The organism is Algoriphagus zhangzhouensis (genome assembly GCF_900148515.1).
Lineage (GTDB): Bacteria > Bacteroidota > Bacteroidia > Cytophagales > Cyclobacteriaceae > Algoriphagus > Algoriphagus zhangzhouensis.
In genome coordinates, this window is record NZ_FRXN01000001.1 from 821,249 (window position 1) to 847,600 (window position 26,352).

General features: G+C 38.5%; 23 protein-coding genes. 10 read left to right on the forward strand and 13 right to left on the reverse strand.

Going from position 1 to position 26,352, the window contains the following annotated elements:
* Positions 1-32: 32 nt before the first annotated feature.
* The 5 genes from BUF13_RS03505 to BUF13_RS03525 all read right to left on the reverse strand — a co-directional run bounded on the left by BUF13_RS03505 (position 33) and on the right by BUF13_RS03525 (position 4,938).
* Complete coding sequence (locus BUF13_RS03505) at positions 33-1,658, reverse strand: OmpA family protein (RefSeq protein WP_073570341.1); 1,626 nt, start codon at positions 1,656-1,658, stop codon at positions 33-35.
* A gap of 2 nt (positions 1,659-1,660) precedes the next feature.
* Positions 1,661-2,632, reverse strand: coding sequence for a deoxyhypusine synthase family protein (locus BUF13_RS03510; protein WP_073570342.1), 972 nt, complete (start codon positions 2,630-2,632; stop codon positions 1,661-1,663).
* A gap of 93 nt (positions 2,633-2,725) precedes the next feature.
* Positions 2,726-3,325 (reverse strand): OmpH/Skp family outer membrane protein, encoded by a 600-nt coding sequence (locus BUF13_RS03515; protein WP_073570834.1) that lies wholly within the window; start codon positions 3,323-3,325, stop codon positions 2,726-2,728.
* 96 nt (positions 3,326-3,421) lie between these two features.
* A complete protein-coding gene (locus tag BUF13_RS03520; RefSeq protein WP_073570343.1) occupies positions 3,422-4,324 on the reverse strand; it encodes a histone deacetylase family protein in 903 nt (300 codons plus the stop codon).
* A gap of 56 nt (positions 4,325-4,380) precedes the next feature.
* A complete protein-coding gene (locus BUF13_RS03525; RefSeq protein WP_073570344.1) occupies positions 4,381-4,938 on the reverse strand; it encodes a hypothetical protein in 558 nt (185 codons plus the stop codon).
* Between the two features lie 88 nt (positions 4,939-5,026).
* On the opposite strand from BUF13_RS03525, the gene BUF13_RS03530 reads away from it, so the two are divergent.
* Positions 5,027-5,467: an AlbA family DNA-binding domain-containing protein gene (locus BUF13_RS03530; RefSeq protein WP_073570345.1), complete on the forward strand. Its 441-nt coding sequence runs from the start codon at positions 5,027-5,029 to the stop codon at positions 5,465-5,467.
* Here the strand turns inward: BUF13_RS03530 and BUF13_RS03535 are convergent.
* Positions 5,459-5,821 (reverse strand): phage holin family protein, encoded by a 363-nt coding sequence (locus tag BUF13_RS03535; RefSeq protein ID WP_073570346.1) that lies wholly within the window; start codon positions 5,819-5,821, stop codon positions 5,459-5,461. The genes BUF13_RS03530 and BUF13_RS03535 overlap by 9 nt on opposite strands.
* 139 nt (positions 5,822-5,960) lie before the next feature.
* Here BUF13_RS03535 and BUF13_RS03540 point away from each other — a divergent pair, with 139 nt between their 5' ends.
* Positions 5,961-6,710, forward strand: coding sequence for an acyl-CoA desaturase (locus tag BUF13_RS03540; RefSeq protein ID WP_073570347.1), 750 nt, complete (start codon positions 5,961-5,963; stop codon positions 6,708-6,710).
* 153 nt (positions 6,711-6,863) lie between these two features.
* A complete protein-coding gene (locus BUF13_RS03545; protein WP_073570348.1) occupies positions 6,864-7,193 on the forward strand; it encodes a BlaI/MecI/CopY family transcriptional regulator in 330 nt (109 codons plus the stop codon).
* 53 nt (positions 7,194-7,246) lie between these two features.
* On the opposite strand, the gene BUF13_RS03550 is transcribed toward BUF13_RS03545, so the two are convergent.
* A complete protein-coding gene (locus tag BUF13_RS03550; protein WP_083586355.1) occupies positions 7,247-10,480 on the reverse strand; it encodes a S41 family peptidase in 3,234 nt (1,077 codons plus the stop codon).
* A 167-nt stretch (positions 10,481-10,647) separates the two neighbouring features.
* Between BUF13_RS03550 and tyrS the strand changes: the two genes are divergently transcribed.
* From tyrS to BUF13_RS03565, 3 genes are all read left to right on the forward strand, one after another.
* Positions 10,648-11,940, forward strand: coding sequence for a tyrosine--tRNA ligase (gene tyrS / locus BUF13_RS03555; protein ID WP_073570349.1), 1,293 nt, complete (start codon positions 10,648-10,650; stop codon positions 11,938-11,940).
* 147 nt (positions 11,941-12,087) lie between these two features.
* The gene (locus BUF13_RS03560; protein WP_073570350.1) at positions 12,088-12,783 is read left to right on the forward strand and encodes a TetR/AcrR family transcriptional regulator; all 696 of its coding nucleotides are present in this window, start codon (positions 12,088-12,090) and stop codon (positions 12,781-12,783) included.
* Positions 12,783-14,132, forward strand: coding sequence for an amidohydrolase family protein (locus BUF13_RS03565; RefSeq protein ID WP_073570351.1), 1,350 nt, complete (start codon positions 12,783-12,785; stop codon positions 14,130-14,132). The genes BUF13_RS03560 and BUF13_RS03565 overlap by 1 nt, the downstream gene beginning before the upstream one ends.
* A 47-nt stretch (positions 14,133-14,179) precedes the next feature.
* Here BUF13_RS03565 and BUF13_RS03570 read toward each other — a convergent pair whose 3' ends face one another.
* Entirely contained in the window at positions 14,180-15,718 is a 1,539-nt protein-coding gene (locus tag BUF13_RS03570; RefSeq protein WP_073570352.1) for a peptide MFS transporter, read from the reverse strand.
* Between the two features lie 280 nt (positions 15,719-15,998).
* Between BUF13_RS03570 and pckA the strand changes: the two genes are divergently transcribed.
* The 3 genes from pckA (at position 15,999) to BUF13_RS03585 (ending at position 18,944) form a co-directional block, all read left to right on the forward strand.
* Positions 15,999-17,600: a phosphoenolpyruvate carboxykinase (ATP) gene (gene pckA, locus BUF13_RS03575; protein WP_073570353.1), complete on the forward strand. Its 1,602-nt coding sequence runs from the start codon at positions 15,999-16,001 to the stop codon at positions 17,598-17,600.
* 220 nt (positions 17,601-17,820) lie between these two features.
* Entirely contained in the window at positions 17,821-18,258 is a 438-nt protein-coding gene (locus tag BUF13_RS03580) for a peptidylprolyl isomerase (protein ID WP_073570836.1), read from the forward strand.
* A gap of 86 nt (positions 18,259-18,344) precedes the next feature.
* Positions 18,345-18,944, forward strand: a complete 600-nt coding sequence (locus BUF13_RS03585) for a hypothetical protein (RefSeq protein WP_073570354.1) — start codon at positions 18,345-18,347, stop codon at positions 18,942-18,944.
* A 1-nt stretch (position 18,945) separates the two neighbouring features.
* Here BUF13_RS03585 and BUF13_RS03590 read toward each other — a convergent pair whose 3' ends face one another.
* The 4 genes from BUF13_RS03590 to BUF13_RS03605 form a co-directional block, all read right to left on the reverse strand.
* Positions 18,946-19,692, reverse strand: coding sequence for a TrmH family RNA methyltransferase (locus BUF13_RS03590; protein WP_317129053.1), 747 nt, complete (start codon positions 19,690-19,692; stop codon positions 18,946-18,948).
* Complete coding sequence (locus tag BUF13_RS03595) at positions 19,664-22,282, reverse strand: DNA gyrase/topoisomerase IV subunit A (protein WP_073570355.1); 2,619 nt, start codon at positions 22,280-22,282, stop codon at positions 19,664-19,666. The genes BUF13_RS03590 and BUF13_RS03595 overlap by 29 nt, the downstream gene beginning before the upstream one ends.
* A gap of 99 nt (positions 22,283-22,381) precedes the next feature.
* Positions 22,382-24,274: a DNA topoisomerase IV subunit B gene (locus tag BUF13_RS03600; protein WP_073570356.1), complete on the reverse strand. Its 1,893-nt coding sequence runs from the start codon at positions 24,272-24,274 to the stop codon at positions 22,382-22,384.
* A gap of 10 nt (positions 24,275-24,284) precedes the next feature.
* Positions 24,285-24,779 (reverse strand): DNA topoisomerase IV, encoded by a 495-nt coding sequence (locus BUF13_RS03605; RefSeq protein ID WP_073570357.1) that lies wholly within the window; start codon positions 24,777-24,779, stop codon positions 24,285-24,287.
* A 236-nt stretch (positions 24,780-25,015) separates the two neighbouring features.
* Here BUF13_RS03605 and BUF13_RS03610 point away from each other — a divergent pair, with 236 nt between their 5' ends.
* Positions 25,016-25,399, forward strand: a complete 384-nt coding sequence (locus BUF13_RS03610; protein WP_073570358.1) for a hypothetical protein — start codon at positions 25,016-25,018, stop codon at positions 25,397-25,399.
* Here the strand turns inward: BUF13_RS03610 and BUF13_RS03615 are convergent.
* Positions 25,380-26,312 carry an ROK family protein gene (locus BUF13_RS03615; protein WP_073570359.1) on the reverse strand — a complete coding sequence of 311 codons (933 nt, stop codon included), beginning with the start codon at positions 26,310-26,312 and terminating at the stop codon, positions 25,380-25,382. The genes BUF13_RS03610 and BUF13_RS03615 overlap by 20 nt on opposite strands.
* Positions 26,313-26,352: the final 40 nt, after the last annotated feature.

The following is a 26,352-nucleotide window of genomic DNA, read 5'->3' on the forward strand; positions in this document are numbered from 1 at the left end:
AGAAAAGCCCCGATTTTTTCGGGGCTTTCTTATTAGTTCTCTATTGTCAATTCTACTCTCCTATTCCTAGCTCTGCCTACCTCCGTAGCATTTGAAGCCACAGGCCTAGTACCTCCCCATCCTGAGATTCTCAATCTTTCAAATTCGATTCCTTTTTCGACTAAGTAATCCCTAACTGCACCTGCTCGTTCCAAGGAAAGGGCCTTATTCAGGCCGGGATCTCCGGCACTATCAGTATGGCCATTGATTCGGATTTTAAAGCCTTCATTCTTTGTTAAAAAGTCGCCAATTCCAGCCAAGTATTCTAAAGTTTCCTCTCCTTCAAATTCAGAAGTTCCTCTTTTAAAATTCACTTTCTCTAAAGTAAGACTTGAACCTGCTTCAATTTTAGCCATTAAAACAACGTTTGGCTCTTCTGAAAGTAATTGAGATGTAGTTATGGTTTTGGGAAAGAAAGAACTGGCTTCAAATTTAATTTCTGAGATCCCATTTTTTTCCAACCCAGAAATCAGAATGGAATCAGAATGCATTTCTAACCAATTTCCCTGAGATAATCCAAATAGTGTATAGTCAAGAATTCTCGTTTTATTCTTTTGATCAACCAAGAGCCATTTTAAAGGTTCTTCTTCAACCGCTATTTCTTTTTCTTGGATTTTGACTTCTGGGATCCCTACGCTACTACTGGGAAAAATAGGAGTCATCTCCTGAACCTTTACCTGTTTTTCTTCCTTTGCTTGACTGATTGCCACACTTTTGGGTGCTTCAAACTCATCAGGGATTACCAATGGTTCAGGATTTTTGAAAGTCAATAAATCTGAAAATCCATCGGAATTCTGGATGCTTGACCAAACAACCTCATCATCATTGATGAAAGTAACCGTACTCTCCGAACCGGGGGAACTGATTTGCTCCCACTTTATTGGTTGGCTCCAATTTAAAAGAGTCTCATCCAAAGCTTTGGAAATAAATATATCTTTCCCCTGTGCTCCTTCCTGCATATTGGAAGCGAAGTACAGTAGTTTGGTTTTAGGATTAAAAAATGGACTGATTTCTTGACCCGGAGTATTGATTACGTTTCCCAAATGAACAGGGCTTTCCCATTTGATAACAGACTCTTTCTTGATTAGATAAATATCTTCATTACCACGGCTATCTTCTCTTTTAGCAGAAAGGAAAATCAACTCTCCACCTTTGGAAATTCGCCCTGTTACATTTCCTGAAAGATCATCTACACCATCCACATTGATTCTTCTTAGGAAATTCCAGTCAGTACCAAACTTAGAATATTGGTAAATGCCATTTTTTTCAGAATCTCTATGGTAAACCAAAAGCGTGAGCAGGTCTTCCAAGCCAATAGGAAAATCATACCCTTCTGTACTTAAATCTGGACGATGAATCGCTTCTGACCAATCTCCAGCTTCATTTTTCTTGGTCATCCAGATATCTCCTGGATCGGTAACTCCTCCAATATTTCCTGGGTGAAATGCTCTTGTAAAAAGAAGGGTTCCATCTCCAATCCACACTGGGTTTTGGTCATCTTGAGGGCTATTAGCCCCTGATAAGACCTGTATTTCTTGAGATTGTACTTGATTAAAAACACAAAAAGCAAGCAGTAAAGTACTGCCTGCTTTAAGTATTTTAGTATTTAAATTTTTCATAATTATTGACCCAAAACGATGGCAAATACCAGCGGGGCCACAATTGTTGCATCTGATTCAATAATAAATTTCGGAGTCTCTAATCCAAGTTTACCCCAAGTGATTTTCTCATTTGGAACCGCTCCAGAGTAAGATCCATAAGAAGTAGTAGAATCCGAAATCTGGCAGAAATAGCCCCAAAGAGGCACATTATCACGCTGAAGGTCCTGATGCAACATTGGTACCACGCAGATAGGGAAGTCTCCTGCAATTCCCCCGCCAATTTGGAAAAATCCAACTTTACTTTCTTCAGTAGCATTGTTTGTATACCATTCTGCAAGGAACATCATGTACTCAATTCCACTTCTCACCGTGTGAACATTTTTCACATCGCCAGAGATAACGTGTCCAGCAAACATATTTCCCAAAGTAGAATCTTCCCATCCTGGAACGATGATAGGTAAGTTTTTCTTAGCCGCCTCAAGCAACCAGCTGTTTTTTGGATCGATTTGATAAGAATCTTCCAACTTGCCTGACAATAGAATTTTATAGAAGAACTCATGTGGAAAAAATGCTTCTCCAGCTTGATCAGCTTTCACCCATTCATCCAAAATAACATCTTCAATTCTTCTCATGGCCTCCATTTCTGGAATACAGGTATCAGTCACACGATTCATATGACGATCCAATAGATCTTGCTCCTGCTCTGGTGAAAGTTCTCTATAATTTGGAATTCGCTCATAGTAGTCATGAGCCACCAAGTTGAAAACATCCTCTTCTAAGTTTGCACCCGTACAAGTGATGATCTGAACTTTATCTTGACGAATCATTTCTGCCAAAGAAATCCCCAATTCTGCAGTGGACATTGCTCCGGCAAGAGTGACCATCATTTTTCCACCTTCTTCCAAGTGAGTTTTATAACCTTCAGCAGCATCGATCAAAGATGCAGCATTGAAATGACGATAGTGATGCTTTAAAAATTCTGTGATTTTCATTTGAGTTTTTTCAATTTGCCTTCAAAAATACCCAAAAATAGGGTACAAAAAAACCCGGACTTGGCCGGGTTTCTAATCTCGTTTTTACTGAAATTATTTTGCTGTATCTACAGGTGCTTTACCGTATTCTTTGTTCAATCCGTCAATCACAGATTTAGTTACATCCAAAGACTCTTTTCCATACCATACAGAACCACCTCTAGTGTAGCTAAGGACCAAATCCAAGCCTTCTGCTTCAGCATATCCTTTCAAATAGGTTTGAACTTTTTCGTAAACTTCATTATAAAGATTTGCCTCATCTACAGAAAGTTCCTGCATCAAGTTATCTCTATAAGTCACCAAATTTTGCTCTTTTTTCATCAACTCCTCTTGCTTAGCTCTTTGTTGATTTGGAGTCATGTTTCCACCAGACTGTTGGAAATTGGAAACTTCCTGCTCAAACCCTCTAGCTCTGCTTTGAAGATCACCTTCAAACTTCTTCCCTTTTTCGGTTAGTTCTTCAGATTTTTTGATGAAGTAGTCATATTTATTAATCACACTGTCTGTGTATACATAGGCGATTTTGTAGTCTCCAGAACCAGCAGCGCTTTCAGTAGCAGTTGCAGTTTGGTTTTCAGTGCTTTTTTGATCACAGGCGTAAAAAAGTACAGATGCAAGACCTAGTACTCCGATGAATTTTAATCCCTTTTTCACTTTGAATTGATTATTGTTGACAAGGGCGCAAATATAAAGAAAGAATTGATTTTCCAAGGGAAGTGCCCCATATCCGGCATTAAAATAGGTTAAGGTTTAGAAAAATATTTCTTGGGCCAGCCTATAAACCTGTGAATGCGCCTCAATGATTTGGCTTATTTTTTCGCTGTAACCACCCCCCATGGAGCAAATCATCGGCAAACCTAATTCCTTAGAAAGCGAAAGAATGATGTCATCCCGCATTCTTACCCCTTCCATAGTCAATGACAATCTTCCTAATTTATCTGATTCCAATACATCCACGCCAGACTGATACATTATAAAATCTGGCTCAAATCTATTTAAAATCTGATCTAATGAAATATTTAAAGTTTTGAGGTATTCTTTATCTGAGGTGCCATCCTCTAAACCAACATCCAAATCTGATTTTTCTTTTCTATGAGGATAATTTTTAGCACCATGCATACTAAAGGTGAAAACAGATGGATCATCCTTAAATATTTCAGCTGTCCCATTTCCCTGATGAACATCCAGATCAATAATCAAGATTTTCTGTATAAGTCCCTTTTTCTGTAAATATCTGGCAGCTATTGCTTGGTCATTCAATAAGCAAAAACCTTCCCCTCGATTGGAATATGCATGGTGTGTTCCACCAGCAATATTCATGGCAATTTTGTTTTCCATGGCATAAACAGCTGCTTCCACAGAACCACCTGCTATCAGCACCTCTCTATCGACCAAAGCTCTACTCAAAGGAAAACCAGTAGCTCTTTCCTCTGATCGAGTGAGCTGAAGAGAATTTAACCGATTCCAATAATCTGAATCATGTGCTTCCAATATGAGACCTTCTGAAGCTGGTTTAGGCTTGAAAAAATTGCTTTCATCAACTGTACCCTCATACATTAATTGCTGAGGAAGCAATTCATACTTTTCCATCGGGAAACGATGTCCAGTAGGTAATGGATGACAATATTCGGGTGACCAGGCGATATGAAGCATAAAAAAACGCTTGTTGAATCAACAAGCGTTCAAAGGTATTGTTCTCAAGTTTTTTATCAAACGTCTTCTTCTTCTGATTGGAAAGAAAACATGGTCTCATCCAATACAATGGTATCGTCATTGAATTCCTTGATAAATTTTGCGATTACCTTATCAGTAATCACATCAATATTCAATGCAGCATCCACGCCTATTCCATAATCATGGTGGGTATCCACATCAATAAATTCTTGAACCTTTACAGTTTCTTCCTCTTCGATCTCCATGATCATTTCAGTGATGAACCAACCTATTTCTTCCTGTTCACTGTCCAAAGGAAGTAAATTACCGTTCTCATCTTCTTCATATTGGATACCATTAAAGTTGGGAAACTTTTTGGCAGCCTCATGTTCGGCTAATTCGTATACCTCACTAGAATGATGTAATCTTAAGGTATAAAGTGCAGCATCGTAGATCACTTCTTTACCTTCATACATACCTATGAAGTAAAAGTTTACAAATTCATCAGAATTCTCATCGTCAGGAATCAATTTATATGGCTTTCCAGAAGCGCTCAGTTCCTTTTTAAGCTTCGCGATCTCATTAGGATCAAATCCTGGATTGGTTAGTGACATAGAATTAAAAATTATGGATAATTAGATTTCACTTAGGAAAGATAGCTTTCGGAAGTGATTTACCAAGGAATATACAAGCAAAATATAAATGAGTAAAGAAAAGTCAGAAAAGTTTGATGAAGAATTTGTAAATACTTTGCTTAAATCAAAGGAAGGTATCTATCTGGAATTCAAGCAAAAGGTGTCTTCAAACGAAAAAATAGCCAAAACTATTTCCTCTTTAGCAAATGCAGAAGGAGGTATATTAGTAGTGGGAATTTCTGATCAAAAAAGAATAATTGGGATCGATCCAGATGAAGAAATCTATATGATTAATTCAGCAATTAGCTCTTATTGTTTTCCTGAACCAAAAATAAAAATAGAAGTCATAAGATGGGTGGATCCTAATCCAAGTCCTTATGAAAATGAAGAAAAAAGCATATTAAAAATAGTAATTCCCCAATCCTTAGATCCTATCAAGGCAAAAACAAAAAATGGTGATTGGAAGATCTACAGAAGAGAAGGAGATCATACAATTACTTTAGTTTGAGTTCAGGTTATTTCCAAATAGAGAGTTTATTATACTCAATACAATTGCAAACAACAAAGCCCACCAAAAACCATCTACCTGAAAACCTGGAATAATCTTATCTGCCAGCATAATAACTAAAGCATTTATCACTAGTAAAAACAGACCGAAAGTGATTAGCGTCAAAGGGAGAGTTAATACAATCATCAAGGGCTTAATCGTTAAATTGATTAGGATCAAAATTGCTGCTAATAAAAAGCCGGTAATCCAGCTATCGATGTGAATTCCTGAGAGAAAAAATTCAGCAATTAGGACCGAAATGCCTCCTAAAACGATTTTAACTAAAAATGAAGATGCTTTATCTTGCTGTGCCATAATTTCGAATATTTACTCCAAAATAATCGAAAAATGATTTAAATCATGAAGGAACAGGAAAGCAAGTTTCCTTTTTGGCTTTAAAATTGGTCTTTCAGCCCGTATATTTGCAAAAAAATTAACCAAATCCAAGTACCGAGTGATCATCATTATCTTCTTCTTATTGCACTGGTATTTTTCCCTGTTTTGCCAGAGCTTCTTCCTGCACAGATACGCAGCACATCAAATGTTTGTCATGACAAAATTCTGGGAAAGATTCTTCTACCTATTCACCTGGATGTGGCAAGGTAGTTCTTACCTCTCTCCTAGAGCCTATGCGATTTTGCATAGAATGCATCATGCCTACAGTGACACACCAAAAGATCCTCATAGCCCACACCACACTGAGAATCTTTTTACCATGATGTGGAAAACCAAAAACATTTACAACGATTACTTCAGCTTCAAATTAAAGCCAGAAGAACGATTCTCAAAAGATATTCCCGATTGGAATAAATTCGATCGATTTGCAGACAATATGGGAGTCAGAGTTGCTTGGGGATTGCTTTATGTCCTGATCTATGTTTTATGTATTTCAGTATTCGAACTACCTGGCACTCATTGGTGGATGTATTTTCTACTTCCAATTCATTTTTTGATGGGTCCTGTGCATGGTGCCATTGTCAATTGGAGTGGACATAAATATGGATATGCTAACTTTGACAATAATGATAAATCTAAAAACAGTTTATTATTAGATTTATTGATGCTTGGTGAATTATTCCAAAATAATCATCATAAACTACCAAACAGACCAAATTTTGCTGTGAAATGGTATGAATTTGACCCAACTTATCCAATAGTTAAGTTATTACATGCATCAGGAATTATAAAATTAAAAACTACATAAATAAAAGGGGCTTATTTAAAGCCCCTTTTTTATTTCACTAATATTCAATCAATTAAATTTTTTATAACTAAAACACATAATATATTATTAAATATTTTTTGGATATAAGGAACTAAAGCAATAATTTTCTAATAAATTAAAACTTAACACCTTATGAAACCATTAACCAGAGCTGAAGAAGAGATCATGCAAATTCTCTGGGACATTGAGAGAGGGTTTGTCAAAGACATCCTAACCCCAATGCCAGAGCCTAAGCCCGCTTACAACACCGTTTCCACTATCGTAAGAATTTTGGAAAGAAAAGGATTTGTAAGCCATAAGTCTTATGGAAAAAGTCATGAATACTTCCCAATCGTGTCTAAAGATGAATATCGTACATTCATCATCAAGAAAATGTTAGAAGGATACTTTGATAGTTCTTTCGCTAAAATGTCTCAATTCTTTAAAAATGATGAGTCTTTAAACAATAAGACTTATCAATAATAAATATTGAGAAAAACGAAAAAAAATGCCGGGCCTGAAACCGGCATTTTTTGTTACTTCACTTCCAGCAATAATTCCTGAATAGCTTTTTCCAATTGTTGATCTATTCCCTGATCAATCTGTCCAGGCATATTTTTTACCTCATATTGTGGTCGAGTTTCATTATTTTCTAACCACTCCCCAGCTTTATTTTTTGCAGAAATCGGAACAGCTCCCCATCTTACCCCATTTGGTAAACCTTCCCATCCAGCAAATGAACAAGTCCCAGGAGTCGGCATCCCTACTGTCTTCCCAATTCCTAAATCAGTATACCCACATGCAAAGCAATGTCCATCTGAATAATTGGCTTCATTAAACATAGCTAAGGTTGGTTTGGTCCATCTTGCTGTCGGTTCGTACCCCACTTCTCTAGCTGCAGTAGCATAAGTCAAAAACTTATCCCCAGTGAAGAACATGGCCAAATCAGCAACCAAGTCTCCCCCACCATTAAAACGAGTATCGACGATCACAGCATCTGTATCATGGTATTTACCCATCATTTCCTCATAGACATTTCTGTATGGTCCATCGCTCATTCCTGGTATATGGACATACCCCAGCTTCCCACCACTTTTCTCTGCAACTTCCATCTGGTTCTTTTTTACCCATCTTTTGTACAATAATCGACCTTCTTCACCCAAACTAATCGGTTTTACGGTCAGTTGTTGAGTATTTCCACCAGATGCATCAGAAATCTCAACTAGCGTAAATTTATCTGACTTTCTGTTCAACAATTTGGCAAAGTCAACATTTGGGCTAATCACTTCTCCATCGATTTTTTGAATAATCATACCAGGGGAAATATTAAGATTAGATTTATCTAAAGGTCCTCCAGAAATGACTTCTGTGATTTTTAATCCATTTCCTTGATGGCTGTAATCCCAAAACACACCTAATGAAGCGGTCTGATCAGCCATTGGAATAGATCTGGAATAACGAGCACCAGCATGAGAAACATTCAATTCACCAATCATTTCAGAGATCATTTCAGCAAATTCATAGTTATTACCGATATGAGGTAAGTACTTTTGATAATCTATTCTGGACTGCTCCCAATCTACCCCATGCATATCAGGTGTGTAGAAAATCCCTTGGGTTCTCTGCCAAACGTGATCAAATAAGTGAGCCAACTCAGCATCCTTATCAAAAGTCATTTCGCCATTGATCTTGATAGATTCTCGCTTCATAGATTCAGGATTGATTTTGGAAATGCTTCCATCACTAAGCATATAGAGACTTTTCATATCCTTATCCCAAACCAAACGGGCATAACCTGCATTTAAAGCAATTTCCTGTTTGGTTTCTTTGGTTCTAAGATTTGTACTCCATAAGTTCATTCCTTTCTCAAAACGAGCCAAATAAAGAAGCTTCTCTCCATCTTTACTCAAAACGGCATCACCTAAATTGCTTGAGTGAATCGTTAACCTCGCTTTTCGATCTTCGATTCCATCCCAGTCAAATTCTAGTGGTTTCACTTCTTTCTTATCAGAATCCGATTTACTATCCTCATCTTTATTTTCCTCTTTTTTACCCACTTTCTCAAGCTCCTTCTTCAACTTATAATCTTCATCGGAAAGGTTAAATTGGTCCCAAGCTTCCTGATCAAAGAAAAGCATATAGACATCATCTTCACTTCTACCTGAAGTCGCGTAACTTCTCAATCCGTCACGATTGGAAAACCAAAGCATTTGCTTTCCATCATTAACCCAAGTCGCACGGTCATCGCTATATCCACTTTGAGTGATTTTTTTGAATGGCTCTTTCCCACTGGCATCCAACAACACAACTTCAGAATTGGCCATAGTAGGTCTATAGGATGCCAACAACCATTTACTATCAGGACTCCATGTAAAATACTGATCTCCATCACTCATATGGAACAATTGCTCTGGAGTCATCAAAGTTACTTCCGCTTTGGAAGCCAAATCCACCACTTTCAAAGTTCTTCTTCCTTCGATATAAGCTAGTTTTTTCCCATCTGGAGATAACTTTGGCAAATAAGCATCCTCTGAAACAGTCAATAGAGGCTCTTCCTTCAAAAGTGTAGAAGCAAAGAAAAATGGCTCTTCGGCCCGCACTTTGGTGGATTTAAAAATCTGCCATTTCCCATCTCTTTCTGAAGAGTAGATGACTGATTTGCCATCAGGAGCAAATTCTACAAATCGTTCCTGCTCAGGAGTATTGGTAATTCTTTTAGTCAAAGATCCATCAACAGAAGTAACAAACACCTCTCCACGGGCTATGAATGCGATTTCTTTTCCATCAGAAGAGATGCTCATTTCTCTAACTCCTCCGTTGATAGAAATGTAATTATCAGAATTGGAGATGTCCTGAGTTTTAATAGAAACGGAAAGCTTTTTTGGGGTATCCCCTTTTTTCAAAGTATATAATTCACCATCATAGCTAAAGGACATCAATCCATTATCAGCAATACTTAAAAAACGAACTGGAAATTTTTCCAGATTTGTCAATGCCTGAGTTTTGGATGGGTCAGCCAAATCCATGGAAAATACATTGAAAGTCCCATTCTGCTCACTCAAATAGAATAGCTCTGACTCGTCGGGAGAAAAGACAGGGTTTCTATCTTCTCCATAAAATGTGCTGAGCATTTGATGAGAATTTGATGAGGCATCATACATCCAAATATCTCTAGCCACTCCGGACTGATGATGTTTTCTCCACTCATTTTCTCCACCTTTTTTATCATGGTAGATCATTTTTTGACCATCCTTACTAGTCTGAACGTATTCTGCTGGAATTGTCCAGATCTGATCTACTCTTCCACCAGTAACTGGAACCTGATACAATTCAGGAAGGTAACCGGTTGGATATTGTCTGTGCGCAGCCAAATCCATTCGAACAGCTCCGAAAATCACTTCTTTTCCATCTGAAGAAAAATCAAAAGGCTGCTCATCATTGGAATGGTACGTTAAGCGATCAGCAGGACCACCTGCAGCATCCATCAAGAAAATGTCGAAGTTTCCATATCGATCAGAGGCAAAAGCAATCTTTTGACCATCAGGGCTCCATACAGGCTTATAATCATGAGCTTCATGAAATGTAATCTGATTGGCCTCGCCACCAGTACTAGCCACCGTATACAAGTCGCCTTTATAAGTAAAAGCGATCGTACTTCCATCAGGTGAAATGGCTGGATATCTCATCCATTGAGGGGCATTTTGAGCTTGCGTAAGAAAAGGTGAAAACCAAGTCAACAATAAGCACCCTATCAATTGTAGATTTCTCATAAGTTTTGGGTTAAACCATGAAAGTAATCATTTTTGAAATGCTGGTAACCTATTTTGGACGGACATAAAAAATTACGGAAGAGCGGTAATCCTGAAGAAACCTTTTTCAATTTTCTTCCATCCTTCCAAGGACAAGCCTATATTTGCGGCTTGTAAAAATTATCAAGATGAATCCATTTATTGAAGAATTGCGCTGGAGAGGAATGCTCCAGGATATGACCCCAGAAATTGAAGAACACCTCAATAAAGGAATGGCTTCTGCTTATTTGGGTTTTGACCCTACTGCGGATTCACTTCATATTGGACATTTGGTGGGTGTGATGACCCTGCTCCATTTTCAAAGAGCTGGTCACAAGCCGTTTGCTTTGGTAGGTGGAGCGACCGGAATGATCGGTGATCCTTCTTTCAAATCTGCTGAAAGAAACCTTTTGGACAAGGCAACTTTGGATCATAATGTGGCTTCCATCCAAAACCAATTAGCCAAATTCCTGGACTTTGGTCAAGGAACTGAAAACAAAGCTGAATTGGTCAATAATTATGACTGGATGGCCCAGTTTTCCTTTTTGGAATTTATCAGAGATGTAGGAAAGCACATCACTGTAAACTATATGATGGCAAAAGATTCAGTTAAAAGAAGATTGGAGGACGGAAACGGACTTTCATTCACTGAATTTTCTTACCAATTGATCCAAGGGTATGATTTCTTCCACCTTTGGAAAAACAACAATTGCAGCATCCAACTTGGAGGATCTGATCAATGGGGAAATATCGTAACCGGAACCGAGTTGATCAGAAGAATGGGTGGTGGAAGCGCTTACGCTTTGACTGTTCCCTTGATCACTAAGGCCGATGGAACCAAATTCGGGAAAACCGAAGGTGGATCTGTTTGGTTGGATCCAGAGAAAACATCTCCTTACGCTTTCTACCAATTCTGGTTGAACGTTTCTGATGAGGACGCTTCCAAATACATAAGAATCTTTACCACTTTGGATAGAGAAACAATTGAGAATTTGGAAAAAGAGCATGCTGAAGCACCTCATCAAAGAGCTTTGCAAAAAGAAATCGCCAAGCAGGTGACTATCATGGTTCACAGTGCTGAAGATTATGAGATGGCCGTAAAAGCTTCTGATATCCTTTTTGGAAAGTCTTCCACTGAGGACTTGGCATCTTTGGACGAAAGAACATTCCTTCAAGTATTTGATGGAGTTCCTCAGGTGAAAATCTCTGCTGCAGATTACCAAGCTTTAGAAAACACGCTGGATCTATTTGGTGAAATCTCCCAAGGAGTGATCTTCGGTTCTAAAGGTGAGGCTAGAAAAATGATTCAAGGAGGCGGAGTAAGTGTGAACAAGGAAAAACTAGGTGATCCGAATGCCCCGGTATCCTTTGCCCTGCTTCAAGGAAAATATCTATTGGTACAAAAAGGGAAGAAAAACTACTTCATTGTGGAAATCATCTAAACCTATGATACCCAATCAAAAAGGCCTCTGATTAATTTCAAAGGCCTTTTTTTATTCCTTTTTCTCAAAAATTGACCCGCGTTTAACTCGTCTTTTTGACCCAGGTTTAATATCTTTACAGAGCTTTTTAAAATTTAAAACTTCAGTATGGCGGGCGAAAAAAACAAAGAGAAACTCATCCTAGATTCAGCTATTTCTCTTTTTACCACAAAAGGATTTCAGGCAACTCGAATGGAGGATGTTGCTAAAAAGGCAGGCATCAGTAAAGGCCTAAGCTACTTTTATTATAAGAACAAAGAAGACTTATTTATGGCTTTGACCAAAAAGGCTTTTGACCAATTGAAGGACGAATTTCGTGAAGTGTATAGAAATAGAGGAAAGTCAGGTTTACAATTAATGAGTGACCTGGTGATTCGTATTTCAGCTTTCGCAAAAACCAATCAGATTCTGTATGATTCCATTATTTCATTTCTTGACTTGATGAAACAGTACAATTCAGAGGAAGGACGTGAAGGAATAGATCCAAAGATTTTGGAAAGTGTCCATTTTCAAAAGTTATTGGAAATCCATCATGAGCCGGCCAAACTGGGAATTGCCATGATTAGCCAAGGGATCAAAGACGGAAGTATTCGTCCAGAACTACAGCCAGAGATTACCTTTTTCACCATTTGGAGTATGATGATAGGTTTCGAAAAAATGCGCGGTCCGATCGAGTATGAAGGAAAAGAAATAAAGATCAATCCTGAAAGCTGGGAACCGGGATTTATCAAATTGATGCAAGAAATGTTGAGAGGTACAATCCAGGCAAGTAAACCAACCACTGTACAGACCAGTCTATTTTGATGAAAAAGCACCTTATAATAGGTTTATGTATTCTCTCTTTCAGCTGTCAAAAGGAGACTGAAACTTATGATCTGAAAATCTCTTCAGTTGGTATTATTGATATTCAGCATAATCAAGTTATCTCTGATCAAACCATCCTAATCAATGATGATCGAATAATCAAAATCATTGCTACTTCTGAGGCGGCAACTTCTCAAGGAAAGCAAGAAATTGATGGTAAAGACCATTTTATCATGCCTGGTTTATGGGATAACCATGTCCATTTTGGAGGTGCAGAATACATTGATGAAAATGAGCAATTACTTCCACTCTATCTCAGTTTAGGCGTCACTTCTGTGAGAGATGCTGCAGGTGACATTAGCTTGGATGTATTAAAATGGAGAAATGAAATCCAATCAGGTCAAAGATTGGGACCAGAACTCTATACCTCTGGGCCCAAGCTGGAAGGAAAGGAATCTATTTGGCCTGGGGATTTGGAAATAGAAACTGAGGAAGAATTAGAATTGGCTTTGGATTCCTTACAGCAGCTTCAAGTGGATTTTATCAAAATCACGGATAATGCGCTTCAACCTGAGCTCTTTTTAAAAGCAGTCAAAGAATCATCTATTCGAGGCTGGAGTGTCTCAGCTCATATTCCTTCCCAACTTGAGTTATTTGACTTGGCAGACGCCGGACTGACCACCATTGAGCATTTGGGATATATCACCCGCATCAAAGCGGATTCAGAAGCTAAAACTCTTAAAAACCTTGAAAAATTAAGAGATCTAGGGACAGGGATTGTTCCTACTCTTTTGATCAGTGACAATATCGCTTACTGGGAACCAGGGAAATTTGAACAGGATACCATGTTGGATTACCTAGGTCCAAAGTTGAAAGAAAGCTATTCCTGGAGAATAGAGAGACTAAAGAATGATAGTCCTGAATCCCGTCAAAATCGAGTTGAAAGTTTTGAAGCGGCAACAGAAATGCTTCCTTTAATCCAACAATCAGGAATGAAGATTTATGCTGGAACTGATGCTGGATATTTGAATTCTTATGACTACCCGGGATGGGCTATTCATTTGGAATTAGAGAAAATGGTTCAGTATGGATTGACACCTCAACAGGCTTTAACAGCTTCTGTTATCAATGGTCCCTCCTATTTCAAATTGGATTCTTATGGATCTGTCTCTGCTGGAAAAATTGCAAACCTTTTAATCCTTAAGGCGAATCCATTGGAGGACATTAAAAATACAAGAGCTATTGAATCTGTAATTTTTAAAGGAAAAGTATTTGATCGCGATTCTCTTGATCAGATACAAAAGAAGATCAAGGATTGGGTCGATGAAAAAGAAAAGTCGATTCAATAATTGAAAAAAATGGATATAAAAAAAGCCGGCTGAGCCGGCTTTTTCAATTAATGGACATTGCCCATTAGTTTCTTTATAAATGGTGAGGCTAGTAAAACTAAAGCTCCAGCTCCCAAGGCATATTTTGCTATCAATAAGAATCCGTCAGTGTAAACTGTCAAGGTATCAAAACCTCCGATATTCTTTTCGGTACTTTCAATTGCCAACTGTTTTCCAATAAATCCTACTACTTGGAAAGCGAAAGCAGAAGAAAGGAACCAAACCCCCATCATAAAGGCTACAATCCGCTTTGGAGATAAATCTGTGATCTTGGAAAGTCCCACAGGAGACATGAACAATTCTCCAATAGAAAGCAAGAAGTACATCAATAACAGATAGGTAAATGGTACCAAGCCTGACTCATTTGCGGAGTTTCCACTAATTGCCAAAACATAAAAACTGATACCCGCTATCACTAGACCCAGGCCAAATTTGTAGGGAGTTCTTGGGTTCAAATTCTTTTTGGAAAGGTTAGTCCAAAGCATTGAAATCGGAATGGCCAAAATAATGATCCACATGGAGTTTAGTGAATTGGTCTGGGAAGCAGACATAATACCTTCCAAATCCACATTTCTAGACGCAAACAAAGTAATTACACTTCCAGAAAGCTCATGGAAGCCCCAGAAAATCGTCATAAAGAAGGTGATCAACACAGCTACAAAAAGCTTCTTCCTTTCGTCAGCTGTCGCCTGGAACATGATATATCCCAAATAAGATAAAATACCAACACCTACCAATTTGAATATGACATTCACGATATTTTGATCACCGAAGAAAGTACCTTCCGCTCCCAAAGCTTTGTAAGAAGAAAGCAAGAAAGCCACAGCAGGCACAGCCAAAACAGAAATCACAGGGATCATGTATCTGTTCTTAACTCCCAAAAGTTTTTCATCTATAGAGCTATTCACAGGAGGCAATCCTCTTTCGCCAAAAACTCCATTTTTGATACCGCTCCAGAAGAAAATCAAACCTGAAAGCATGCCGAATCCTGCCAAAGCAAAACCATAATGCCAGCCATAGGTAGCTGCCAACCAGCCGCAAAGAAGTGGAGCAATCCATCCACCTATATTGATTCCCATATAAAAGATGGTAAAGCCTGAATCTTTACGAGAATCTCCATCTGGGTAAAGTGTTCCTACAAAAGTTGAAATATTTGGTTTGAAATAGCCATTACCCACGATGATGAAAGATAAGGCAAGAAAAAAGGCCACATCGTTTTCTATCGCTAAAACAAAATGGCCTATTGACATCAGGATACCACCCAAGAAAATGGAGTTTCTCATTCCCAGAACCTTATCTGAGATCCTACCTCCAATGACTGTAGATGCATAAACTAGGGATCCATAAGATGCATATACTGCTGCAGTGGCATAATCTCTATCCGCTAAAGCTTCGAATATGACATCCACCATATAGAGTGTGAGCAATGCTCGCATTCCATAAAAACTGAATCTCTCCCATAGTTCTGCAAAGAACAAATAAAATAATCCCTTAGGATGTCCAAAAATAGTTGGCTCGTCCTGAAGGGGGTTGACTGTATTTTCCAATTAATCTCTGATTTAGGTGTATATAATTTCACAATGATAAAATAAAATGACAGGTTCTTCAAAAAGCTTTCTTTTAAATGGCTGATAAAAGCTTCAAAAAACAGGATTTTTAAGCAAAAAATATGAGGAAAATCAGCTATTAAAATAATGCCCCAAATAAAAGATGGAATTTTCTTCGTAATCGATTGAAATGCGAAATTTTAAACATTTTTTCATTTTCTATTAACTCATTTTATCTAATTTTGGGGAGACAATTTTCAGTTTGTAAACCCAAATATTTATGCAGGATTTAGCTCTGGACATCCAGACCTCTCCTTTGAGTTACCTCGACTTGGAAACAAGTGGAAAAATTCATTTCAACCTCCCTCCAGCTGAGTTGGTTGAGCATGCTTTAGCCAGAAAAGAAGGAAGCCTTACATCAACAGGAGCCTTGATGGCAGACACAGGTAAGTTTACCGGTAGATCTCCAAAAGACCGCTACATCGTGAAAGATGAAAAGACATCCGATGCAGTTTGGTGGGGAGATATCAACATCCCCTTTGATGGTGAAAAGTTTGATCAGCTTCTAGGAAAAATGAAAGCCTTCTTACAGGATAAAGATCTATTCGTAAGAGATGCTTTTGCTGGAGCAGATCCTGAACACCGACTCAACATTCGAGTGATCAACACCTTGGCTTGGCATAATTTATTTTGCCACAACATGTTCTTAAGACCTGAACATGATGAATTAAACAACTTTATTCGGGACTTTACCATCATCTGCGCTCCTGATTTCAAAGCGGACCCAGTGACTGATGGTACCAAGAACTCGAATTTCGCAATTCTGAATCTTTCCAAAAGAATGATCCTGATTGGTGGAACTGGCTATGCAGGTGAAATGAAAAAGGGAATTTTTTCAGTCTTGAACTTTATCCTGCCTCATGAGAAAAATGTTCTATCCATGCATTGCTCGGCCAATGTGGGAAAGGATGATGATACAGCGATATTCTTTGGTCTTTCCGGCACTGGAAAAACAACCCTTTCAGCAGATCCGAATAGAAATTTGATTGGTGACGATGAGCATGGATGGACTGAAACCGGTGTATTCAACTTTGAAGGAGGATGCTATGCGAAAGTCATTGATTTGACTCGTGAAAAAGAGCCAGAGATTTGGGATGCTATTCGATTTGGATCAGTTGTAGAAAATACGCGCTTCAAGCCTGGAACTAGAGAGGTGGATTATGAAAATAGATCAGTCACTGAAAACACCAGAACTGCCTACCCTATCCATTATATTCCAAATGCTCAGTTGCCATCAATGGCAGGAATTCCAAAAAACATCTTCTTCCTTACAGCAGATGCTTTTGGAGTCATTCCGCCTATTTCAAAATTGAATAAGAGTCAGGCAATGTATCATTTTATATCAGGCTATACAGCGAAAGTTGCAGGAACTGAAATGGGTATCACTGAGCCCAAATTGACCTTTTCCGCCTGTTTTGGGGCAGCTTTCCTTCCTCTCCATCCAACTGAGTATGCTACTCTATTTGGTGAAAAAATGGAGAAATATGACACCAATGTATGGCTAATCAATACGGGATGGACTGGAGGTCCTTATGGCATTGGTTCTAGGATGAAACTGTCTTATACCAGAGCAATGATTACAGCTGCTTTAGAAGGGAAATTAAATGATGTAGAATTCAAGACTCATCAAGTCTTTGGAGTTCAGGTTCCACAGTCCTGTCCATCTGTTCCCTCTGAAGTGCTAAATCCTCGTACCACTTGGTCTGACCCTTCAGAATACGATAAACAAGCTCATGAATTAGCGCTTGCTTTTGTGAAAAACTTCAATCAATTTATGTCTTTTGCATCTGATGACATTCTAAAAGGAGCTCCGAATCCTTAAAAAATACTAACCCAAAATTAACCTAGGCCTACTTTTTTTGAAGTAGGCTTTTTTTATAAAAATTATAAAATTCTCATTTCTAGTCCATAAGCACAAATTACAGGTTGTGGGAGAAAAAATAAGTCCAATAATATCATCAGAAAGAAATAGTTACAGGACAAAAAATTCATAGAAAAGTATAATTTTGCCATCCTTATAAATATAGATTAAGTGCATGCCTATGAAAACTGCAGAAATTATTACCGAAAAGGGAACCATGAAAGTGGAGTTTTATGAAAATGATGCTCCGAATACCGTCAAAAACTTTGTAGATCTTTCCAAAAAGGGATTTTATGATGGACTTACTTTCCACAGAGTGATTCCAAACTTTGTGATTCAAGGAGGTTGTCCTATCGGTAATGGTGCAGGTGGTCCTGGATATAAAATTGATTGTGAGTTGACGGGTGGAAACCAATATCACGATCGTGGAGTACTTTCTATGGCTCATGCTGGAAGAAACACCGGAGGTTCTCAATTCTTTATCTGTCATAGCAGAGACAATACTGCACACTTGGATAGAAACCATACTTGCTTTGGAAAAGTCGTAGAAGGACTAGAAGTCATTGACGCAATAAGAGCTGGTGATGTGATTGAAAAGATTGTAATTAGCGAAGACTAAAAATAGGCCCCTCTCGAAGGGGCTTTTTTTTTAACAATTCTTGGAATAGTTATTGCGTTTTGGGCTTTCCCACTAAGTATGTAGCTATGAAAAGATTCTATTTATTGTTTATACTTTTCCCACTTTTACCCATTCTGGGGAATGCTCAGCATTATGGAAACTCATTAGGTTTACGCCTTGGCAATAATGATTTAGGGCGAACAGTTGGACTTACTTTTCAACAAAGAATTACCAAAAGAGGAACCTTGGAAGGAATCCTCCAGTCAGATTTTTCTACCAACACCACAGCTCACTTACTTTATGAATTTCATCGTCCTCTTCTTTCCAAAAGGCTGAATTACTACTATGGAGCAGGTATTTCTTTTGGTAATGAAGAAAGCTTCATTAAAGACAAAACCCGAAAGGAAATCATCCAAACCTATGGAAATAGAACCATGGGAACGGATTTCATACTTGGATTGGAATTGACACTACTCAAAACAGTGATTGCCTTTGATTACAAGCCCAATATCAACATTGTTGGAAGAGAAGAGTTTTTCCGCGGTCAAGCAGGCGTTTCAGTACGAATGGTACTATTGGATAGAAAAACACAAAAGAAGCGTCAGAGACAGCGTAGAAGAGCTAATAATCAAAAGGACCAAGTACCTATCGATCAAAAGCTTAAATCAATCTTTGAAAAGAAATAACTTATTTGTTCTTAGAATCCCAATACATCTTTTCATGAAGCTTAGAACGCTTCACAATTTGTCTGTACCACTTTAGTCTCAATTGTTGCTTTTCTTCCTCTGAAAGATAAAAATCCTTTGGAAGGCTTTCTTTAGCTTTTCTCACCAGATCATAAAGAAAGATGGAAGCAGATACAGAAATATTAAAGCTCTCTGTAAAACCCAACATGGGAATGTGTACTAACCCATCTGCTTGATCTTTTACATCTTCACTTACACCTTCATGTTCATTCCCAAAGACCAAAGCGGTCTTCTGATTAGGATCTAAATCATAAATTGAAACTGAATCAGCATTTGGACTGGTAGCCAATATTTTATACCCTTTAGATTTAAGAGAATTGAAACAGTCTTTCACTGCATTACCGGCAGGAGAAAAATACTTATGGATATCAACCCATTCAGATGCTCCGCGGGTTACATAAGGATTGATTTTGTATTGATTGGTCTTTTCAACCACATGAATATCCTGTAGCCCAAAGCAATCACAGGTTCTCAATACCGCACTGGCATTGTGGGGTTTGTAGATATCTTCCAAAACCACGGTAAAATGGCGAGTCCTGTCTTTCAGAACTCGCTCCATGACTGATTTCTTGTGATCTGTGATATACTGGTCTAAATAATCCAGTAATCCTTGATCTATTGGGCCATTTTCATAATTCATAATCAATGGTCTTGGGCTTTCAAAAGAGTCCCAACTGTTCTTCATCATCGTTCTTCGGCGAAAGGTCGATGGTGCTACCTACTTCCAAATCTTCATCATCGGAAGCCTCACTCCCATCTCCCTCTCCTTTTTCTTCGGTGGGTGCTTTCTCCGGAACAATCAGACTAACCTCTTTGACATCATAGGTACTTAATTTATTTCCCATGGCCTTCCAGCCTTTGACATCAATAATCATATCCAGATCGTATTCCAAAGTTTCTTCCTCCTTTCCTTTCAAAACGCGGGCCATTACCTGTGGCTGTTTTTCAGAAGAAATCACTTTCAAGTAAGAAGAGCGATGATCTGTTATAAAGTTAAATTTCTTGTTGAGTGAAGTCGTTTCAATCATAAACCGCTTCACGTAGTATGTTTTACTTCCTCCATCATAGTAGACGGCCGAAAGCACATTCTCAGGCTCAAATTTCTCAATCAAAAGGACTTCTTTAGGCTCATAGCGATTGGTCAATTCAAAATTGGTCAACTCATATTCGCCAGATTTATAGCAAACCAAAATCTTATCCTCACCTAAGAAATTTCCAATCAGATTTCCTCTTTGATCGGTATTCAACCTACCTACTACAGGGTCATAATAAATATCCAATCCTCCCAAGGTAGAAACACCTTCCATTTTCAACTGGATTTTCCTTACTGGGTATCTGGTTAAGATATTACCTCCAGCTCCTCTTCCTTTGATCTCAATACTGGCAAACTCAAAATCAAAAACCTTAACTCTAGCCTTAGCTCCTTGAGTTAGGTAAACAGTAATGATCTCTGCCTCTCCATTTGGATTAGCAGTCAGGTAAAGTGTCTTAGAGCCTTTAGTTCCCTTAGTCAGGTCATATTCTTTATCTCGAGTAACACCTCCAGGCTGAAATCTTTTCACCATGGCTCTACCGGAAGCTCCATCCAGATAAATCATATTGAAAGTCAGTCTTTCATCTGTCTTTCTATAAATCCCTACATGAAGGATATCTTTCCCCATGAAGTTTTTGTCCTGTATTTTGGAAACCATCATTTTGCCATCCTTCCGGATCACGATGATATCATCCAAGTCAGAACAATCACAAACGAACTCTTCTTTCTTTAGACCAAAACCGACAAAACCGTCTTTCCTATTGACATAAAGCTTGGCATTGTTTGCTGCTACTACAGAGGCTTGGATCGTATCGAAAGCCCTGATTTCAGTCTTTCTTTCTCTTCCTTTGCCATATTTAGCCAGCAAATTCTGATAGTATTTGATAGCGTATTCAGTCAGGTGTCTCAGGTTGTAATTCACTTCCTTCAACTCTTCCTGAAGCTTCCTCATCAATTCATCAGCTTTGAAAGTATCGAATTTGGAAATCCTTTTGATTCGGATCTCTGTCAATCGAATCAAATCATCCTGAACGATCTCTCGATAAAAGTCTGGCTTATACGGCTCCAGTCCTTGATCAATCGCTTCTAAAACAGCATCCCAAGTGGTACATTCTTCAATGTCTCGGTAGATTCTGTTTTCGATAAAGATTTTCTCCAAGGAAGAGAATAGCAACTTCTCCATCAACTCCGCTTTACGGATTTCAAGCTCTCTTTTCAGAAGGGCTTTAGTCTGCTTGGTATTGTATTCCAAAATTCTGTTGACCGAAAGGAAAACAGGCTTGTCTTCAATAATTACACAAGCATTTGGGGAAATAGAAACTTCGCAATCCGTAAATGCATAGAGTGCATCAATTGTCACATCAGGTGAAGTTCCCGGAGCCAAATGAACCTGGATCTCTACATCCTTCGCAGTATTGTCTACTACTTTTTTGATTTTGATCTTTCCTTTATCATTTGCTTTCAGGATAGAATCAATCAAAGAATCAGTAGTCGTTCCGTATGGTATTTCCTTAATTAAAAGAGTTTTAGAGTCTTCTTCCTCAATTCTTGCTCGAACCTTTACTTTTCCTCCTCTTACTCCTTCATTGTATTCGCTGAAATCAGCCAAACCACCAGTCAAGAAGTCTGGAAGAACATTGGTTTTATTTCCTTTTAGGATCTCGATAGACCCTTCGATAAGTTCGATGAAATTGTGAGGAAGGATTTTAGTGGAAAGACCTACAGCGATCCCTTCTACTCCTTGAGCAAGCAAAAGTGGAAACTTCACAGGAAGTGTAACAGGCTCTCTTTTTCGACCATCATAGGAAAGTTGCCACTCTGTAGTCTGTGGATTAAAGACTACTTCAAGAGCAAATTTGGAAAGTCTGGCTTCAATGTATCGAGCTGCAGCGGCACTATCCCCAGTTCGGATATCACCCCAGTTTCCCTGAGTTTCGATCAGAAGGTCTTTTTGACCTAAATTCACAATGGCATCTCCAATAGAAGCATCACCATGAGGGTGATACTGCATGGATTGACCAATGATGTTGGCTACTTTGTTGAATCGGCCATCATCCATCTCCTTCATCGCATGAAGAATACGTCTTTGCACCGGTTTCAATCCATCTTCTATGGCAGGAACTGCACGCTCTAAAATTACATAAGAAGCATAATCCAAAAACCAGTCTTTGTACATCCCGGTTACTGGAACCGAAGTGTGTAAACTGTCGTCAGATTCTTCAGGTTTGTTAGTTTCTTCGCTCATTTAATTCATCCACTATTCTAAAAAGTCAGGAACGCCTAACTCTATTCAAATCTAATTTTATTGATTACTTGGTTTTACCCAAAGCTAAAAAGGGCCGCATTAAGCAGCCTCTTCTTCAGGTTCTTCAGATTTTGGATCTTCCAAAGCCAAATCCTTTTCAACTTTCAAATTGTCGATAATGAAGTTCTGGCGATTTGGAGTGTTTTTCCCCATGTAGAAAGTCAAAAGCTCTGAAATCTTGGTTTCCTTATTCAGAATGATTGGTTCCAAACGGATATCATCTCCTATAAAACCACCAAATTCTTCAGGAGAAATCTCTCCCAATCCTTTGAAACGGGTGATTTCAGGCTTATTTCCTAGTTTATGTATTGCTCTTTGTCTTTCTTCGTCGGTATAGCAATAAATGGTTTCTTTCTTATTCCTTACCCGGAAAAGCGGAGTTTCCAAAATGAATAAGTGACCATTTTTTACCAAATCAGGAAAGAACTGAAGGAAATATGTCATGATAAGCAATCGGATGTGCATACCATCCACATCGGCATCCGTTGCAATAACGATTTTTCTATATCTCAATCCATCAATTCCGTCTTCGATATTCAGTGCGTGCTGTAGAAGGTTGAATTCTTCATTTTCATAAACCACCTTTTTGGTCATCCCGAAGCAGTTCAACGGCTTTCCTCTCAAAGAGAAAACTGCCTGAGTCTGAACATCCCTGGATTTGGTGATAGATCCTGAAGCCGAATCCCCTTCTGTGATAAACAACATGGTATTGTTTTTCACTTCCTCATTTGCCTTATTATCATCGTAATGAACGCGACAATCACGAAGCTTCTTATTATGCAAATTGGCCTTTTTGGCTCTTTCATTCGCCAATTTCTTGATACCGGAGATTTCCTTTCTCTCTCTTTCAGATTGAAGGATTCTCTTTAATAAAGCATCAGCGACAGCAGGATTTTTATGGAGATAATTATCAAGTTCTGTCTTGACGAAATCATTCACAAAGGTCCTTAAAGTAGGGCCATCAGGACCTACGGAATGCGAACCCAGTTTGGTTTTGGTTTGAGATTCAAAAACCGGCTCTTGAACTCTTACTGCAATAGAGGCTACGATACTCTGACGAATATCAGAGGCATCATAATCCTTTTTGAAAAACTCACGGATAGTCTTCACGATAGCCTCTCTGAAAGCTGCCAAGTGAGTTCCTCCCTGAGTCGTGTATTGTCCGTTTACAAAGGAATAATATTCTTCACCGTATTGATTTGAGTGAGTTATCGCCAATTCGATATCATTCCCTTTTAAGTGGATAATCGGATATCGAATGCTCTCCTCTTCTACCTTATTGGAAAGAAGATCATACAAACCTTTATCTGAGAAATACTTTTTCCCATTGTAATTGATCGTCAATCCAGCATTCAGATAGGCATAGTTCCATATCTGATTTTCAAGATATTCAGGGATAAAGTGATAATTCTTAAAAATGCTGGCATCTGGGGTAAAAATGACCTTAGTCCCGTTTCTATCAGAAGTTTTATCGATAGGTCTATCCTCCTTCAAAACTCCTTTTTCGAACTCGGCTATTTTGGTTTCACCATCACGGAAAGCCTGAACTTTGAAATAATCGGAAAGTGCATTGACGGCTTTGGTACCGACCCCATTCAGACCAACTGATTTTTGGAAAGCACCTGAGTCATATTTACCACCGGTATTGATTTTGGAGACGCAATCGATAACTTTTCCCAAGGGAATACCACGACCATAATCACGTACTTCAACTTTATGCTCAGAAATCTTAACATCGATCGTTCGTCCATACCCCATCATGTGTTCATCGATGGAGTTATCCAAAACTTCCTTTACCAAAACATAAATCCCATCATCCTGGGCACTACCGTCTCCAAGCTTACCGATATACATACCCGGTCTCAACCGAATGTGTTCTCGCCAATCAAGGGACTTGATACTATCCTCTGTATATTTTACGTTTTCTGCCATAATTCAATACTTAAGAGCCTTTTTGCAGTTGTTTGGCTTTCCCTGCAAAAAGCAAAAAGAGTGCGATAATCCAGATCACCAATAAAACTGGAATCAGATAAAAGAAGAAACTAAAATTATCTGGAGTTATTTCTTGCTGATTGTTAATCGAATGAATGTATAGAACCACTACTGCCAAACTAAAATTGATCACCCCTCCAAAGGAATAAAACCAAGCCAATAGATAATCTCTGTAGTTGTCACCTACTGGGAAAACTCTGTGTAATCTTTTGCTTGTCTTGGTCTCCAGCAATTTTGGAGGAAGGATCGTAAATGCATTTAAGAGAACAAATGCTGCGATCATGGCATAAAAGAAGGAATTCTTCTCAATGGTTGATACGGTTTCTCCGCTTTCTCCCAATCTGTAAGTGAGCTGATCGGTCATAGCTGCATAAAAATACAGTAGGAAAAAGAGGAATATGATGATACTTACGAAGTAGAAGAACTTCCCGAATCTGTAATACATATGAAATGGGTAATTGAATGTGCTAATATACAGGATTTGATCAAACAGATGGGCAGCAATTCAAGCTGGTACTCCGACAATATTTGTCTCAAATATGAAAATCCGTGAACCTAAGCGAATTAGCCTTTCCTGCAAATTAGCACTGATTTTTCTCCCATTGAGATAAAATCAGGTTTTTCCTACATAGAAAAAGAAAGCTCAGTACATTTGCAGCCGAATAAAGAATCCATTTCTCCATGAAGTATTTGAGCATTACCGCCTTTTTATTGATCATGATCGGAACTTCCTGTTCTTCTAAATTAGATACAGGAGCTATCAATATTGAAAATTGGAAAGGTGATAGATACGGATGCAAAGGACTTCGCCTTCAGGATTTGGAGGAATTTGAAAAAATAAAAAACACCTTCCTAGGTGCTGACAACCAAGCTTTGATCAAGACTTTTGGAAGACCAGATAGAGTTGAATTAGTCGATAAAAGCCAAAGCTTCTTTTTCTACTATTTTGAACCTAGCGAAAACTGTGATGGTGTAAAACCAGAAAAAGAACCCCTCAAGGTTCTTTTCCGAATGAATGCTATTTCTAAAGTTTCTGAGGTGACTGTTACAACCCTGAACCCATAAAACAAAGAGCAGCCGCTCCAAGGGTTCCTGCATTGTTTTCCAAAGTCGCCTTCTTCAACACTAAGTCTTTATTGTAATAGATAGTCAAGTACTGTCTAATTGTACGCTCGATTTCAGGAAGCATAAATTCCAAACCTGCTGAAATACCCCCACCGAAATAGACTTCTGTCACATCGAGGATACGAATCGTAGATACAATTGCCTCACCTAGCATTAAGCCTACCTCTTTGAAAACCATCAAGGAAACTTCATTGCCTTCTTTGGCGGTATCTACTAAAAGGTGGGTTCCAAGCTCAGCACCTTCCAATCTTCCGGCCTTTTCAGGATAGGCAGCGATCATTCGCTCAAGGATATCCAAAATCCCTTTTCTACCAATCAAAGTTTCCAATCGCGCACTTCCTTTGGAAAGCATATGGCCCATTTCCATGGCATTTCCTCTGGAACCTTTGAAAACCTCTCCATCCAATACCAAGGCACTACCGATCCCGGTTCCCATGGTGATGAAAAGGAAATTATCTGAAGGATTGTCTTTTCCAAAATAGAACTCTCCAATGGCAGCAGCAGCAGCGTCATTTTCCAAAAAGAATTCTTTATCTGGATAGGCATTTTTTAGGCCTTCCTTCAAATTGAAATTATTTAATCCTGGAATTGCGGGAATTTCCAATGGAGTAGTACGATCCTTACTGATTAAGCCCGGTAAACCGATGCCTACTTTCTCTACTTCTGGGTATTTCTCGAAATATTTAGCTAATCCAGCGATAAAAGCAGGCCCAAATCCATCCTTATGATCTCTAAATGGCGTTGTATCTTCTTTCTGAAAATCAACAATTTGTCCGTTTTTATCAACTAGACCAATCTTCAGATGGGTTCCTCCTACATCCACTCCTAAAAAGTGCGTCACTGCTTTATCCATTTTGTTATTTATAGGTTTGAGTCCCAAAAAAGCCAAAAAA

What these genes read in the sequence shown, in the direction of transcription:
- BUF13_RS03505 (WP_073570341.1), bottom strand. Translation starts at nt 1,658, where the DNA reads ATGAAAAATTTAAATACTAAAATACTTAAAGCAGGCAGTACTTTACTG.
- BUF13_RS03510 (WP_073570342.1), bottom strand. Translation starts at nt 2,632, where the DNA reads ATGAAAATCACAGAATTTTTAAAGCATCACTATCGTCATTTCAATGCT.
- BUF13_RS03520 (WP_073570343.1), bottom strand. Translation starts at nt 4,324, where the DNA reads ATGCTTCATATCGCCTGGTCACCCGAATATTGTCATCCATTACCTACT.
- BUF13_RS03525 (WP_073570344.1), bottom strand. Translation starts at nt 4,938, where the DNA reads ATGTCACTAACCAATCCAGGATTTGATCCTAATGAGATCGCGAAGCTT.
- BUF13_RS03530 (WP_073570345.1), top strand. Translation starts at nt 5,027, where the DNA reads ATGAGTAAAGAAAAGTCAGAAAAGTTTGATGAAGAATTTGTAAATACT.
- BUF13_RS03535 (WP_073570346.1), bottom strand. Translation starts at nt 5,821, where the DNA reads ATGGCACAGCAAGATAAAGCATCTTCATTTTTAGTTAAAATCGTTTTA.
- BUF13_RS03545 (WP_073570348.1), top strand. Translation starts at nt 6,864, where the DNA reads ATGAAACCATTAACCAGAGCTGAAGAAGAGATCATGCAAATTCTCTGG.
- BUF13_RS03550 (WP_083586355.1), bottom strand. Translation starts at nt 10,480, where the DNA reads ATGAGAAATCTACAATTGATAGGGTGCTTATTGTTGACTTGGTTTTCA.
- tyrS (WP_073570349.1), top strand. Translation starts at nt 10,648, where the DNA reads ATGAATCCATTTATTGAAGAATTGCGCTGGAGAGGAATGCTCCAGGAT.
- BUF13_RS03560 (WP_073570350.1), top strand. Translation starts at nt 12,088, where the DNA reads ATGGCGGGCGAAAAAAACAAAGAGAAACTCATCCTAGATTCAGCTATT.
- BUF13_RS03565 (WP_073570351.1), top strand. Translation starts at nt 12,783, where the DNA reads ATGAAAAAGCACCTTATAATAGGTTTATGTATTCTCTCTTTCAGCTGT.
- pckA (WP_073570353.1), top strand. Translation starts at nt 15,999, where the DNA reads ATGCAGGATTTAGCTCTGGACATCCAGACCTCTCCTTTGAGTTACCTC.
- BUF13_RS03580 (WP_073570836.1), top strand. Translation starts at nt 17,821, where the DNA reads ATGAAAACTGCAGAAATTATTACCGAAAAGGGAACCATGAAAGTGGAG.
- BUF13_RS03585 (WP_073570354.1), top strand. Translation starts at nt 18,345, where the DNA reads ATGAAAAGATTCTATTTATTGTTTATACTTTTCCCACTTTTACCCATT.
- BUF13_RS03590 (WP_317129053.1), bottom strand. Translation starts at nt 19,692, where the DNA reads ATGATGAAGAACAGTTGGGACTCTTTTGAAAGCCCAAGACCATTGATT.
- BUF13_RS03595 (WP_073570355.1), bottom strand. Translation starts at nt 22,282, where the DNA reads ATGAGCGAAGAAACTAACAAACCTGAAGAATCTGACGACAGTTTACAC.
- BUF13_RS03600 (WP_073570356.1), bottom strand. Translation starts at nt 24,274, where the DNA reads ATGGCAGAAAACGTAAAATATACAGAGGATAGTATCAAGTCCCTTGAT.
- BUF13_RS03605 (WP_073570357.1), bottom strand. Translation starts at nt 24,779, where the DNA reads ATGTATTACAGATTCGGGAAGTTCTTCTACTTCGTAAGTATCATCATA.
- BUF13_RS03610 (WP_073570358.1), top strand. Translation starts at nt 25,016, where the DNA reads ATGAAGTATTTGAGCATTACCGCCTTTTTATTGATCATGATCGGAACT.
- BUF13_RS03615 (WP_073570359.1), bottom strand. Translation starts at nt 26,312, where the DNA reads ATGGATAAAGCAGTGACGCACTTTTTAGGAGTGGATGTAGGAGGAACC.